The sequence below is a fragment of the Kitasatospora herbaricolor genome, from assembly GCF_030813695.1.
In the GTDB taxonomy this organism is placed as follows: Bacteria; Actinomycetota; Actinomycetes; order Streptomycetales; family Streptomycetaceae; genus Kitasatospora; species Kitasatospora herbaricolor.
The window spans coordinates 7,211,731-7,224,106 of record NZ_JAUSVA010000002.1 but is presented as its reverse complement, the minus strand read 5'-3'; the positions used below and the strand labels follow the sequence as shown (position 1 = coordinate 7,224,106).

11 protein-coding genes are annotated in these 12,376 nt (G+C 75.0%); 3 read left to right on the top strand and 8 right to left on the bottom strand.

Features of this window, described 5'->3' with window-relative positions; all coding sequences use genetic code 11:
* Nucleotides 1-184 precede the first annotated feature (184 nt).
* Nucleotides 185-967 carry an IclR family transcriptional regulator gene (locus J2S46_RS31375; RefSeq protein WP_191287912.1) on the top strand — a complete coding sequence of 261 codons (783 nt, stop codon included), beginning with the start codon at nt 185-187 and terminating at the stop codon, nt 965-967.
* Between the two features lie 45 nt (nt 968-1,012).
* Here J2S46_RS31375 and J2S46_RS31370 read toward each other — a convergent pair whose 3' ends face one another.
* The 7 genes from J2S46_RS31370 to J2S46_RS31340 all read right to left on the bottom strand — a co-directional run bounded on the left by J2S46_RS31370 (nt 1,013) and on the right by J2S46_RS31340 (nt 7,813).
* Nucleotides 1,013-1,708 (bottom strand): winged helix-turn-helix domain-containing protein, encoded by a 696-nt coding sequence (locus tag J2S46_RS31370; protein WP_191287911.1) that lies wholly within the window; start codon nt 1,706-1,708, stop codon nt 1,013-1,015.
* An 82-nt stretch (nt 1,709-1,790) separates the two neighbouring features.
* Nucleotides 1,791-1,919: a hypothetical protein gene (locus J2S46_RS31365; RefSeq protein ID WP_266319439.1), complete on the bottom strand. Its 129-nt coding sequence runs from the start codon at nt 1,917-1,919 to the stop codon at nt 1,791-1,793.
* Nucleotides 1,920-2,020: 101 nt separating this feature from the next.
* A complete protein-coding gene (locus J2S46_RS31360) occupies nt 2,021-3,025 on the bottom strand; it encodes an ABC transporter substrate-binding protein (protein ID WP_229911988.1) in 1,005 nt (334 codons plus the stop codon).
* 499 nt (nt 3,026-3,524) lie between these two features.
* Nucleotides 3,525-4,142: a GTP-binding protein gene (locus J2S46_RS31355; RefSeq protein WP_191287910.1), complete on the bottom strand. Its 618-nt coding sequence runs from the start codon at nt 4,140-4,142 to the stop codon at nt 3,525-3,527.
* Entirely contained in the window at nt 4,123-4,575 is a 453-nt protein-coding gene (locus J2S46_RS31350; RefSeq protein ID WP_229911987.1) for a DUF742 domain-containing protein, read from the bottom strand. Before J2S46_RS31350 ends, J2S46_RS31355 begins: the two co-directional genes overlap by 20 nt.
* Nucleotides 4,572-4,985 carry a roadblock/LC7 domain-containing protein gene (locus tag J2S46_RS31345; RefSeq protein WP_073922637.1) on the bottom strand — a complete coding sequence of 138 codons (414 nt, stop codon included), beginning with the start codon at nt 4,983-4,985 and terminating at the stop codon, nt 4,572-4,574. Before J2S46_RS31345 ends, J2S46_RS31350 begins: the two co-directional genes overlap by 4 nt.
* Nucleotides 4,982-7,813: a sensor histidine kinase gene (locus J2S46_RS31340; RefSeq protein WP_191287909.1), complete on the bottom strand. Its 2,832-nt coding sequence runs from the start codon at nt 7,811-7,813 to the stop codon at nt 4,982-4,984. Before J2S46_RS31340 ends, J2S46_RS31345 begins: the two co-directional genes overlap by 4 nt.
* 368 nt (nt 7,814-8,181) lie before the next feature.
* Here J2S46_RS31340 and J2S46_RS31335 point away from each other — a divergent pair, with 368 nt between their 5' ends.
* Nucleotides 8,182-10,008, top strand: coding sequence for an AMP-dependent synthetase/ligase (locus tag J2S46_RS31335; RefSeq protein ID WP_191287908.1), 1,827 nt, complete (start codon nt 8,182-8,184; stop codon nt 10,006-10,008).
* Between the two features lie 96 nt (nt 10,009-10,104).
* Here the strand turns inward: J2S46_RS31335 and J2S46_RS31330 are convergent, their stop codons facing one another.
* Nucleotides 10,105-10,881, bottom strand: a complete 777-nt coding sequence (locus J2S46_RS31330) for a hypothetical protein (protein ID WP_191287907.1) — start codon at nt 10,879-10,881, stop codon at nt 10,105-10,107.
* A gap of 305 nt (nt 10,882-11,186) precedes the next feature.
* On the opposite strand from J2S46_RS31330, the gene J2S46_RS31325 reads away from it, so the two are divergent.
* Complete coding sequence (locus J2S46_RS31325) at nt 11,187-12,308, top strand: polysaccharide deacetylase family protein (protein WP_191287906.1); 1,122 nt, start codon at nt 11,187-11,189, stop codon at nt 12,306-12,308.
* Nucleotides 12,309-12,376: the final 68 nt, after the last annotated feature.

Genomic DNA, 12,376 nt, shown 5'->3' with positions numbered 1-12,376 from the left:
TCCACGCCGGACGAGCGGGAAGCAAGCTTTTCCACATGGTGGGATCACTTGTTCATGAAAGCCACGTCATTGCAATGCCGGCGACACAATTCCGCAGGACCGCCTGTCATAGTCTGGGACCGTCAGCCCATCCGGCATCAACTCCGGTACCCCGAAGGGGTCCCGGCACAGAACGCGAGGTGTCATGGCCGAGGCGGTCAGCGTCCAGAGTCCTCCCACGGGCGCGCAGGCCGTGCAGCGCGCACTCGGACTGCTGCACTGTTTCCACGACAACGGCCCCGACCTCAGCGCCTCCGACCTGGCCCGCCGCACGGGCTTGTCGGTCTCCACCGCGCACCGCCTGGCCCGCACCCTGGTCGCCGCCGGGTTCCTCGACCAGGACGAGCAGACCGCCCGCTACCGGCTCGGCCCCGCCGTCGCCGAACTGGGCCAACTCAGCTTCCACCAGCGGGGCCTGCACCTGGCCGGCCCCGAGCTGGACCTGCTGGCCCGGCGCACCGGCGCCACCGCCGACCTGGCGATCCGCAGCGGCCCGCACGCGGTGATCCTGGTCGGTGCCTCCGTCCGGCCGGACACCGGCCTCGGCCTGCGCCGCCCGCTGCACTCCACGGCGCTCGGCAAGGTCCTGCTGGCCTGGCCGCGCCCGGGCGAGGCGGACGCCGGCGTGCTGGGCCCGCTGGAGCCGTTCACCGACCGGACCATCACCGAACCGGAGCTGCTGCTGCGGGAGTTGGAGCACGTGCGGGAGAGCGGCCACGCGCTCAACGACGGCGAGTCCGCCGCCGGGGTGCGGACGGTCGCCGTACCGGTGCTGGACCGCTCCGGCCACGCGCGGTTCGCGCTGGCCGTGCGTTCGACCCCCGAGCGGCTCACCGACGACCGGCTGCCCTGGTTCCTCGGCCACGCCAGGACCTGCGCGAGCGCGCTCTCCGTCCTCCTGCTGCCCCCGGACCAGCGAGCGGGTTGACCCCACCCCCGGAGGGGCGGGGCCAACCCGCTCGCGGTCGCGGAACTACGCCGCCGGCGTGTACTTGTAGCCCACCCGGCGGACCGTCACGATGCTGTCGCGGTAGGCGGGGCCCAGCTTGCGGCGCAGCCGGGCGACGTGCACGTCCACCGTCCGGCCGTCACCGACGTGGCCGTAGCCCCAGACGGCGGAGACCAGGTGGTCGCGGGTGTGCACCCGCTGGGGGTGGTCGGTGAGGTGCGCCAGCAGCTCGAACTCCAGGTAGGTGAGGTCGAGCAGCTTGCCGTCCACGTAGGCGTTGCGGCGCTCGACGTCGACGGTGATGCCCTGCCCGGCCGGCCTGGCCGGGCGCGGCGCCTCGGCCGGCGCGGGGACGAGGGCGGCCGCCGGCGCCGGTGCGCCGGCCGGCGGCAGACCGGGGGCCTGCGCGGCCTCGGCCGGGACGAGCACCAGGTAGCCGACCATCGGGTGGCTGCCGGCCGCACCGAACTGCACGCCGTACTGGGCCAGCAGGCCCTGCGGCAGCGCGGACTGCGGGACGGTGGCGACGACCGTGGCGCCCTCGGGCAGGGCGGTCAGCAGGCCCTGCGGCGGCGGCTGCGGAACGACGTGCTGCGGGCCGTGCTGCTGGGCCGCGGCGGGGTGCCACCGCTCGGCGGCCGGGGGCTGGACGGCGCGGACCGCGCGCAGGTGCGGGGTCGCGGAGGGGACGGAGAGGGTGGCCGTGGAGGAAGAAGACATGGTGCCGCTACTTTCGCGCGTGACTGACGGTGGGATGTCGTCTGCGCGTCGACCGGGGCGTGCTGCCTGGCTGGACCTGAGGTCAGCGGGCGGAGAGCCGGGACGCGCTGGGCGAGCCCGGACACGTCTGGTCGAACAGGTGCGGCTGCCGGGACGGCCAGAACGGCTCAAGGTCGAAGCGACCTCGGCTGCTGTCCACGACGGAGTTCATGCCCCTATTCAACCAGATGAACGGACGATTGCGCCGCACCGGTACCGACGGACCCTCCGTCCCGGTCTCCGGGCCGTCCGTCGGGCCCATCGTCGAGACGGTCACCGGGCGCTCCCCGCAAGGCTGTTCACGTCCAGCAGATGGGAGCGGACGTCGACCACCGAGGGGGTGACGTGCTGCGCCGCGAAGAGCTGCGCGACCCTCTCCAGCCGGACGGCGTCCGCCTCCTGGATGGGCCCGAGCGGGGCGACGGCGCGGCCGACGTCGACCCGGACCTCCTTGGCCCGCCCGGACACCGCCTCGGGCCCGCTGCTGGTGAAGACGTTCAGGTAGGCGGCCGGATCCCGCTGGGCCTTGCCGTCCGCCTCGTGCAGGTAGTCGTAGAGCGCCCGGACCACCTCCGGGTGCTGCCGGGCCAGCTCGCTGCGGACCGCCCACACCCGGTAGTTGTCCGAACCGGCACCGAAGCCGCTGGCCACCAGGTAGGCGCTGGCGTGGGCGAGTTCGGTGACCACCGACTCGCCGGTGGCGGCCCAGGCGTCCACCTCGCCGATCGAGAACTGGCTGCGGGCCTGGTCCGGGCTCAGCCGCACCCGCTGCACCTGCTCGGCCGGCACCTTGTACTTGGCCAGCGCCTGGAGCAGCAGGTACTCCCCGGTGCCGCCTGCGTCGACCGCGACCTTGCGGCCGGCCAGGTCCTTCACGGACTTGATGCCCGAGTTGTTCTTCACCAGGATGCCCTCGCCGATCGGGTCGGGCTGCGCGGCGCCGAAGAGCTCGAACCCGGGCTTCCCGGCGAGCGGGAGCAGCCCGGTGCTGATGCTGCCCTGCGCGGCGTCCAGCCGGCCGGAGTTGAGCGCGTCGGCGGCCTCGGCGAAGCCGGCCGGCGCGGCGCTCCAGGCGACCTTGGCGTGCACGGCGGCCAGTGCCCGGTCGAGCGAGCCGTCCTTCTTGGCGACGGCCAGTACCCCGGAGTTGCCGGGCTCAGGGAGGCGCAGTTCGACGGCGGAGCCGGCGGCGGTCGCCGGGCCCGCCTCGGCGTTGCCGCCGCAGGCGGTGGCGGCCAGCAGGGCGGTGGCGGCCAGGACGGGACGGGCGAACTTCACAGGGGTCTCCGCGGGAACCGGGGCGACGGCGGGCACGGCCGGGCGGCGGCCCGCGCAGGGGGGGAGCCGCTCCTCGGACCGGGCGCACCGGCACGGGCGTGGAAGGATGTCGACTGATCGTCAGGAGGCGGCACGCGCCGGGATCCGGGCGTGACCGGGCGCCGGAGCCCCGGCGGCGAAGGCCGCTCGGGTCCGCTCCGGGCGGGACGAGAGGTGGTTACAGACAGCAGGCGCTGCAGATCAGCGCGAGGTCGATGTACCGGCGGACGGTCAGCGCGGGGGTGACCGGGGCGGACACGGTCGGACGGGAGCGCTGTACGGTCATCGTGCTGCCCTCCCCCGAGTCGCCGGCCGGGCGCCGTCGCGGCGCCGGGCGGGCCCCGCCGCACGCACCGCGGGCGGAACCTTCCGTACAGAGCCTTCCACGCGGGGGCCCGGCAGGGCAACCCGCCGGGCCCCGGGGTCCGTCATCCGGACGGGACGAGCGCCTCGCCGTCCGTCATCCGGACGGGACGACCGCCCCGGCGCGCCGGTCGGCGGCGTGCTCGACCAGGGCGATCAGCAGCTTCTTGCCGTCCTCGCGGCTGCGCGCGTCGCAGAGCAGCACCGGTACGCCCGGGTCGAGGTCGAGCGCCGCCCGGACGTCCTCGGGGGCGAAGACCTCGGTGCCCTCGAAGCAGTTGACGGCGACCAGGAAGGGGATGCCACGCTGCTCGAAGAAGTCCACCGAGGGGAAGCAGTCGGCCAGCCGGCGGGTGTCGGCGAGCACCACCGCGCCGAGCGCGCCCCGGGCGAGCTCGTCCCAGACGAACCAGAACCGGTCCTGGCCCGGGGTGCCGAACAGGTAGAGCGCCAGGCCCTCGCGCAGGTCGATCCGGCCGAAGTCCATCGCCACCGTGGTGGTCCGCTTCGCCTCGACCCCCGAGGTGTCGTCGATGGGCCGGCTGAGTTCGCTGATCTGCTCCTCGGTGCGCAGCGGGCGGATCTGGCTGACCGCCCCGACCAGGGTGGTCTTGCCCGCGCCGAAGCCCCCCGCGACCAGGATCTTGAGGGCGACGGCCGGGCCGCCGGGCCACTGCCCTCGGGAGGTGGCGGGGTCAGAGCGCACGGAGTCCATTGATCACATCTCGGAGCAGGCGCTCGTCCGGCAGTTGGGCGAGCGGGACGGGACGGGTGACGGTGATCAGCTCGGCGTCGTACAGGTCGCCGAGCAGCACCCGCACCACGCTGACCGGCAGGTCGGTGTACGAGCCCAGTTCGGCGACGGTGAGCGGCTCGCGCCGGCACCAGGTGAGAATGGAGCGGTGCTCCAGGTCGAGGGCGGCCTCGTCCTCGCCGTCGGCGTCCTCGGCCCGGTCGGTGGCGGCGATCATCGAGATCAGGTCGAAGAGACCCTCCTCGGTGGGCCGGGCCCGTCCCTTGGTCATCGAGAAGAGCCGGACCATCGGCCCGGCGTCGTCGTCGTACCACTGCACGTCCGCGGCCGGGCGCGGCGCGGTCGCGTCCTCCTCGGGCTCCTGGCCCGTCCCCTCGGTCATCGCTTCGGTCATCTCCCGGGCGGCGCGGTACGGGGCTCGGCGGCCAGGTGCTCGCCGACCCGCTTGACCAGCAGGGCCATCTCGTAGGCGATCAGGCCGATGTCGGCCTCGGCCTCGCTGAGCACGGCGAGGCAGCTGCCGTCGCCGGCGGCGGTGATGAAGAGGAAGGCCTCGTCGAGCTCGACCATGGTCTGGCGGACCCCGCCGACCTGGAAGTGCCGGCCGGCGCCCTTCGCCAGGCTGTGGAAGCCCGCGGCGACCGCGGCCAGGTGCTCGGCGTCCTCGCGGCCGAGACCGCTGGAGGCGCCGGTGGCCAGGCCGTCGCTGGAGAGGATCACGCCGTGCCGCAGGGCCGCGACCCGTCCCACGAGGTCGTCCAGGAGCCAGTTGAGGTCCCCGGACGGCTGCGTCGTACTGGTCATGAATCAGTTCCTTCCGCTGGAGCGGGTGGTGCGGATGATGCGGATGGTGATGGTGAGGGCGAGGGTGAAGCGGGTGGTGCAGAAGCCACGGGCGGGACGGGCGAAGCGGGGACTCCCGGGCGTCGCCCGGTGAGGGCCGCCGGGCCGGCCGGAGCGGCGGGCAGCGCCGCCGGACGGTGGCCCGGGGTGAGGGCCCGGCGGTTCGACCCGGCCCAGGGGTCGAAGAGCGCGGGACTCGCCGGCGAGGGCGCCACCGGGGCCGGCGGCGCGGCGGGGGACGGCACCGCGGTCAGCGACCCGGGCCTGGCCCGGTCGCCCCGGCCACGGGTGAACCCGCGCTGGAAGGAGGCGAAGGTGGCCCGGGCCTCCTCGGGCGAACGCTCGCGGGCGGGCTCGGCCGGCGCGGCACCGGGCGCGGCCGCGGCCCGGGCCTGGGCGGCCTCCTTCAGCTGCGGGGCCAGGTTCGCCTGACGGACCCGCCGGGGCAGCAGCCCGCCGCCCGGCAGCGGGCTCCCGGGCAGTACGGCGCCCTGCTGTCCGGCGCCCGGCGTTCCGGCCGCGGGCGCCGATGGTGCCGGCCCGCTCTCCGGGTCCGAGCCCTGCGGGCCCTCGTCGCGCCGGTGCCGGCCGCGGCCCGTGCCGTCGGCGGCGGGCGCGGGCACCAGGACGGGACCCCCGGCGCGGCGGCGCGGCAGGCCGCCCGGCTCACGGGCGGGCTCGGCCACCGACGGGCGGGGGCCGCCCCGGCGCCCGGCGAGCTCGTCGGGCTCCTCGGCGGGGGAGTCCGGGCCGGCGTGGCGCCCGTGCGGGCCGGTCTCGGCCAGGGCGGGCACCGCGACCAGTTCGCGCTGGCCGCGCCGGGCACCGGCGGCGGGCGCGGTCCTGGCCTGGACGGGCGCGGGGGCCGCCGGCTGCTCCGACATCACGTCCGGCGCCTCGGCCAGCAGTTCGCGCGGGATCAGCACCACGGCCGTGGTGCCGCCGTACGGCGAGGGCCGCAGGTGCACCCGGATGCCGTGCCGGCGAGCCAGCCGGCTGACCACGAAGAGGCCCAGCCGGTCGGTGTCCGCGAGGTCGAACTCCTGCTCCACGGAGAGCCGCTGGTTGATGTCGGCGAGGGCCTGGCTGCTGAGGCCGAGGCCGCGGTCGTCGATCTCCAGCGCGAAGCCGTGGGCGACCACCTCGCCCTGCACCGTGACCTGGGTCTGCGGCGGCGAGAACACCGCCGCGTTCTCGACCAGTTCGGCGATCAGGTGGGTGACGTCGGCGACAGCGCTGCCGAGCAGCCCGGTGCCCGGGAACGGCCGGACGATCACCCGGGCGTAGTCCTCGACCTCGCCGACGGCGGCGCGGACCACGTCGACCATCCGGACCGGCTTGCGCCAGGCACGGCCCGGCGAGCCGCCGGAGAGGATGATCAGGCCCTCGGCGTGCCGGCGCATGCGGGTGGTGAGGTGGTCGAGGCGGAAGAGGTCCTCCAGCTCGGCCGGGTCCTCGGTGCGGCGCTCCATGGTGTCCAGGAGGGTGAGCTGGCGGTGCAGCAGCACCTGGCTGCGGCGGGCCAGGTTCACGAAGACCGCGGAGACGCCGCGGCGCAGTTCGGCCTGCTCGACGGCCGCTTCGACGGCGGCCCGCTGCACGGCGTTGATCGCCCGGCCGACCTGGCCGGCCTCGGCCGGGCCGAACTGCAGCTCGGGGGTCTCGGCGGCGATGTCGACGGGCTCGCCGCGGCGCAGCCGCAGCATCACCGAGGGCAGCCGGTTGGCGGCCAGCTCCTGGGCGGCGTTGCGCAGGCCGATCATCTCCCGGGCCATGCCGCGGCCGATCCGGTAGGAGATCACGATGGAGAGCACGATCGCGGCCAGGCCGATCGCGCCTGCGATGCCGCCCCGCCAGAGCAGGCCCATGGCGTAGGAGTCGGCGCGGGCGTCGATGCCGCCCGCCAGCCGGGCGTTGATCGCGTCGAGGTCGCCCAGGGCGCGGTCGGCGACGGCGTGCCAGTCGTCCCCGTTGATGGCATCGGCGACCCGGTCGTAGCCGGCGGCGTTGGTGAAGTCCCGTTCGGCGCGCTCCAGCGCGGACCAGTTCTCGCCGGTGCGCAGGGCCAGGTAGTCGGTGCGGTCGGCGGTCTCCAGCTCGGCGATGTAGACGGTGAACAGGGCCCGCTGGTTGTGCAGGGCGTCCAGCGCCGCCTGGTACTGCTGCGGGCTGATCTTCGCGGTGGAGGCGCTCAGGCCGCCCATCGCCGCGTCCTCCTGCGCGAGGTACTCGCGGGCCCGGACCAGCTCGATCAGGATGGTGCCCTGGCGGGGCAGCTGACCGCTCTGCCGGCTGACGAAGGCCGACCGGAAGGCGAAAGTGGGTTTGATCAGGTCGCTGTACTGGTCGAGGATGTACGTCCAGCTGACCATCGAGCGCTCGATGTGGTCGCGGACCGCGACCACCTGGTCGTAGCTCGCCAGGACTTCGCGGAAGCGGGCCTGCTGGGTCGCGTCCAGCTTGCGGGCCTCGGCGGTGCCGACCTTGGCGCGCAGCGCCTGGGCCTCCCGGTCGGTGGTGGCGCGGGCCTTGTCGAAGGCCTCGGCGGCCGGTTGCGAGCGCGGGTCGGCGAGCTTCTGGACGGCGGTGCGGCGCTCGTTCTGGAGGTCGTGCGCGTACTGGTCCACCGTGACGCCGAAGCTGCGGTAGCTGCTGCTGACCTCGAACTGGGTCCACACGTCGCCGGTGGTGACCAGGGTCGCGTAGACCCACAGGGCCGTGAGCGCGACGATGGGCACCATGAGCAGCGCGATGACCTTCGCGCGGATCGAGCTGCTGCGCAGACGCATGGGGTCCTCGGTCGGGAAATGCCAGGCGCGGACAAGGATCGGTTTCGGGCAGGCAGGGCCGCCGGAGGACCCGGCCGCGGGATTTGCGAGAGCCTACTACGCCCTGACCATTCGTTCGAGGGTCGAACCGGTCGTTGACAGGCGGTTGTCCGTATGATCCGCTAAGTCCGTTTGGCGCGCCCGGTCGCCGCCCGTACAGGCACTTTCCTCACCGGTAGGTGCCGATCTCGTCCCATGACCGCTACAGCCCTGGGCAGTGACACGGCAATCCGATACCTTCGCTCCCACCTGCCCGTCCCACAGCGCCGCCGCACCGGACGCCCGCTCGGGCCCCGGCAGGCGCAGCCGTCACGGAAATCGGGGGGAACGTGCGCGAGTCCACCAGCACCGCCGCGCCCGCCACCGCCTCCGGCGGACTCGCCGACTCGCTCTACGACACCGCCGAACGCACCCCCGCACTGATCCAGCTGGCCCGCCGCCCGGCCGGCTCCGAGCAGTGGCACGAGGTGACCGCCGCCGACTTCCGGGACCAGGTGCTCGCCCTCGCCAAGGGCCTGCTCACCCGCGGCGTGCGGTACGGCGACCGGGTCGCCCTGATGTCCCGCACCCGCTACGAGTGGACCCTGTTCGACTACGCGCTCTGGTCCGTCGGCGCGATCTCCGTCCCGGTCTACCCCACCTCGGCCGCCGAGCAGGTCCGCTGGATCCTCGCCGAGACGCAGGCGGTGGCCTGCGTGGTCGAGGACGAGGACCACGCGATGACCGTCGGCGCGGTCTGCGACGCGCTGCCCGACCTGAACGGGATCTGGCAGCTCGACCAGGACTGCGTCCGGGCCATCACCGAGGACGGCCGGGGCGTGCCCGACTCGCTGGTGCACCGCCAGCGCCTCGGCGTCACCCCCGACACCATCGCCACCGTCATCTACACCTCGGGCACCACCGGCCGCCCCAAGGGCTGCCTGCTCACCCACGGCAACCTGGCCGTCGAGGCGGACACCCTGCTCGACGGCTGGCACGAGGTCTTCCAGGACTCCGGCTCCGAGCCGCCGTCCACCCTGCTCTTCCTGCCGATGGCCCATGTGTACGGGCGGGTCGCGCAGATCGCTGCCGTCCGCGGCGGCATCCGGCTCGGGCACCTGGCGGAGATCAGCACCGACGCCCTGCTCCCCGCGCTGGCGGGCTACCGGCCCAGCGTGCTGATCGCCGTGCCCTACATGCTGGAGAAGATCTACCAGCAGGCCCGGCGGGCGGCCGAGGAGGCCGGGCGGGCCGAACTCTTCGAGCAGGCCGCCCGGGTGGCCGTCGAGTGGGCCGCTGCCCGGGAGCAGAAGGCGCTCGGGCACGGGCCCGGCCCGGGCCCCCGGCTGCGGCTGCGGCACGCCGCCTACGACCGGACGGTCTACCAGCGGCTGCGGGCGGTGCTCGGCGGCCGGGTCCGCAACCTGATGTCCGGCGGGTCCACCCTCAGCCGGGACCTCGGGCTGTTCTTCGCCGGCGCCGGGATGACCCTCTACGAGGGCTACGGCCTGACCGAGACCTCGGCGGCGGTCACCGCCAACCCGCCCGGCCGGGCCAAGTTCGGCACGGTCGGGCTCCCGCTGCCGGGCGCCGCGGTGTCGATCGCCGACGACGGCGAGGTGTGGGTGCGCGGCCCGATGGTCTTCGGCGGCTACCTCAACCACCCGCGATGTACCGCCGAGGCGCTCTACGACGGCTGGCTGGCCACCGGGGACCTCGGCCACCTCGACGAGGACGGCTACCTCAGCATCGTCGGCCGCAAGAAGGACCTGATCGTCACCAGCAGCGGCAAGAACCTCGCCCCGAGCAGCCTGGAGGAGCGCGTCCAGGCCCACCCGCTGGTCTCCCAGTGCCTGGTGGTCGGCGACGACCGCCCGTACGTCGCGGCGCTGATCACCCTGGACGGCCCGGCCCTGGCGCACTGGCTGAAGACCCACGGCCGCGAGCAGCTGGACGAGTGGGGCGTGCTCGCCGACGAGGAGCTGCACGCCGAGATCCAGCGGGCCGTGGCCGCCGCCAACACCGCCGTCTCGCGCGCCGAGTCGATCCGCGCCTTCCGGCTGCTCCCCCATGAGTTCAGCCTGGAGCTGGGCCTGATGACCCCTTCGCTGAAGCTGCGCCGGGCGGCGATCACCGAGCGGTACGCGGAGGACATCGAGGAGCTGTACTCGCCCTGACCGGCCGGCCCGGCGAGCGGCTCCCGGGGGCGGCCCCCGGAACGGGGGCGTCCCGTCCGCCGACCGCGCACGGTCGGCGGCCCGGCGGGGAGGCGGTCAGTCAGGCCGGCGGGCGGCGCCCGGGCCGGTGCGGCGGCCGCGCGGGGCACGGCGGCGGTGCTCCCCGCGCAGGACCAGGGCGGGCCCCTCCTCCCCGTACGCGCCGCAGGCCGTGGCGGACCACGGCGACCACTGCTGCGGGACGGTGTAGTACGGCACCAGCACCCCCGGCGAGCGGCGCCCGGTGGCGCCGGCCGGGAGCAGCGCGGGCAGGACGTCGGGGAGTTGCCCGGCCAGGATGGCCCGGCGGCAGGCGGCGCAGGCGGGCCTGCGGTCGGCCGCCGCCTCCAGGGCCCCCAGCCGGGGGCGCCGGCGCGCCCGGTTCGACTGCTTGGGCGGGGCGGGCGGCACGGCGCCGTGCAGGGGGTTGTAGAAGCAGCGCAGCACCGGCGGGCCGGGCCGGCGGCCGGCGTGCGCGGCATGGGCGGCGGCGAGCCGCTCCACCGCGCGCTCGGCCAGTACCACCGCCGCCGTCAGGTCGGGCAGGTCCCCCGCCTCGTCCAGCAGCTTCCCGGCGGCCTGGTAGGCGTCCAGCGCCCAGAGGTACTCCCGCCGGGCCGCGCCCTCCTCCGGCGGCAGGTCCAGCTCGGCGGCCCGGAAGACCTCGCCCGCCGTCGCGACCCGCTCGGCGGCGAACCCCGCCAGCCGCTCGCGCAGCACCTCCCACTCGCGGAGCACCAGCTCCTGCCGCTCCTTGGGGACACGCCCGCCGCGCGCCGGGCGCGGGTCCGCCCGGCCGCTCAGCAGGCCGATGAACCACCAGCGGCGGAACACCTTGACCTCCTACGGGACGACGTCCCCTCATTCTCCGCCCCCGGAGCGGCCGGTGGAAGCACCGGGCACCCGTTGATCCGTCCGGGCAGGCGACGGGGCGGCACCGACCGGCCTTCCCGCGGCCCTGCCCTCGGGCTACCCGCGGGTCGCTGTCACGCCCTGCGTCCGGCTCTTGACGGACCGTCTGGTCCAGTCCATTGTTTGCCACGGCCTGAGTGCGGCACGCCACGGCTCCCACCCCTCGGGGAGCGTCCCCCTGTTACGCGCGCCGCTGAACGGCGCATCCCCCACACAGGAGAACTCCGGTGTCCAGACCCCTGCGTCGTCTCGCGGCGTGCGCCGCGAGCGCGGCCCTCGCCGCCCTCGGACTCGCCGTGCCCACCGCCCAGGCCTCGGCCGAGCCCGCCCCCACCGTCAACCTGGCCACCAACCCGGGATTCGAGATCCCGGCCCTCCCGCTCGCCGACTGGGGCGCGATCCCCGGCTGGAGCTGCGGCGCCGGCGAGGCCGCCGTCACCACCGGCCAGGCGCACACCGGTGACTCCGCGCTGTCCGTCACCCCGGCCACCGGCGACTCCACCGGCGAGTGCGCCCAGACCGTCGCGGTGCTCCCCGGCACCACGTACACGGTCTCCGCCTGGGTCCGCGGCGCGTACGTGTTCCTCGGGGCGACCGGTACCGGCCACGACGTGGCGCCGTCCTGGGTCGAGAACACCGGCGGCCAGTGGCAGCGGCTGACCACCGGCTTCACCACCGGCGCGGGTGTCACCTCCGTCCGGCTCTACCTGCACGGCTGGTACGGCCAGGGGCCGTTCGGGGCGGACGACGTGCGCGTCGACGGTCCTGCCCCCGCGCCGGCCTGGGCCACCTGGAACGTCCCGACCACCGACGACGTGGTCTTCTTCACCATCGACGACGGCTGGCAGCGCACCCCGGAGGCGGAACAGTTCATCGCCGCCAACAAGCTGCCGATCACGGCCTTCCCGCTGCCGATGCCGTCCGGCTTCGAGCCTGACTTCTTCAAGCGGGTGACCTCCGTGCCCGGCTCCTCGGTGCAGAACCACAGCGTCTCGCACCGGGACCTCAGCACCCTCCCGCTCGCCGAGCAGCAGGCCGAGATCTGCGACGCCCGGGACGCGGCCGCCCGCGTCTACGGGACGCCCACCACGGTGTTCCGCCCGCCGTACCTCGCCTGGAACGCCGACACCCTGCAGGCCGCCGCCAACTGCGGCATCCGCACCGTCGTGACGGCGACCGCGGACTTCAGCTGGGGCGCCTCCAACGTGTGGCACGGCGGTCCGCTGCAGGCCGGCGACGTGGTGCTGATGCATTTCACCGACACCCTCGCGGGCGACCTCCAGCGGGCCCTGACGGCGGCCCGGGACGCGGGCCTGCGGCCGGCCGGACTCACCGAGTACCTGCACTGACGGCGCGGCGGCCGCCCGCACCGGGTGGCCGCCCCGCCCGGCGCTCCGGCCCCCGCCTGCGCGTCCCC

What these genes read in the sequence shown, in the direction of transcription:
- J2S46_RS31375 (WP_191287912.1), top strand. Translation starts at nt 185, where the DNA reads ATGGCCGAGGCGGTCAGCGTCCAGAGTCCTCCCACGGGCGCGCAGGCC.
- J2S46_RS31370 (WP_191287911.1), bottom strand. Translation starts at nt 1,708, where the DNA reads ATGTCTTCTTCCTCCACGGCCACCCTCTCCGTCCCCTCCGCGACCCCG.
- J2S46_RS31365 (WP_266319439.1), bottom strand. Translation starts at nt 1,919, where the DNA reads ATGAACTCCGTCGTGGACAGCAGCCGAGGTCGCTTCGACCTTGAGCCG.
- J2S46_RS31355 (WP_191287910.1), bottom strand. Translation starts at nt 4,142, where the DNA reads ATGGACTCCGTGCGCTCTGACCCCGCCACCTCCCGAGGGCAGTGGCCC.
- J2S46_RS31350 (WP_229911987.1), bottom strand. Translation starts at nt 4,575, where the DNA reads ATGACCGAAGCGATGACCGAGGGGACGGGCCAGGAGCCCGAGGAGGAC.
- J2S46_RS31345 (WP_073922637.1), bottom strand. Translation starts at nt 4,985, where the DNA reads ATGACCAGTACGACGCAGCCGTCCGGGGACCTCAACTGGCTCCTGGAC.
- J2S46_RS31340 (WP_191287909.1), bottom strand. Translation starts at nt 7,813, where the DNA reads ATGCGTCTGCGCAGCAGCTCGATCCGCGCGAAGGTCATCGCGCTGCTC.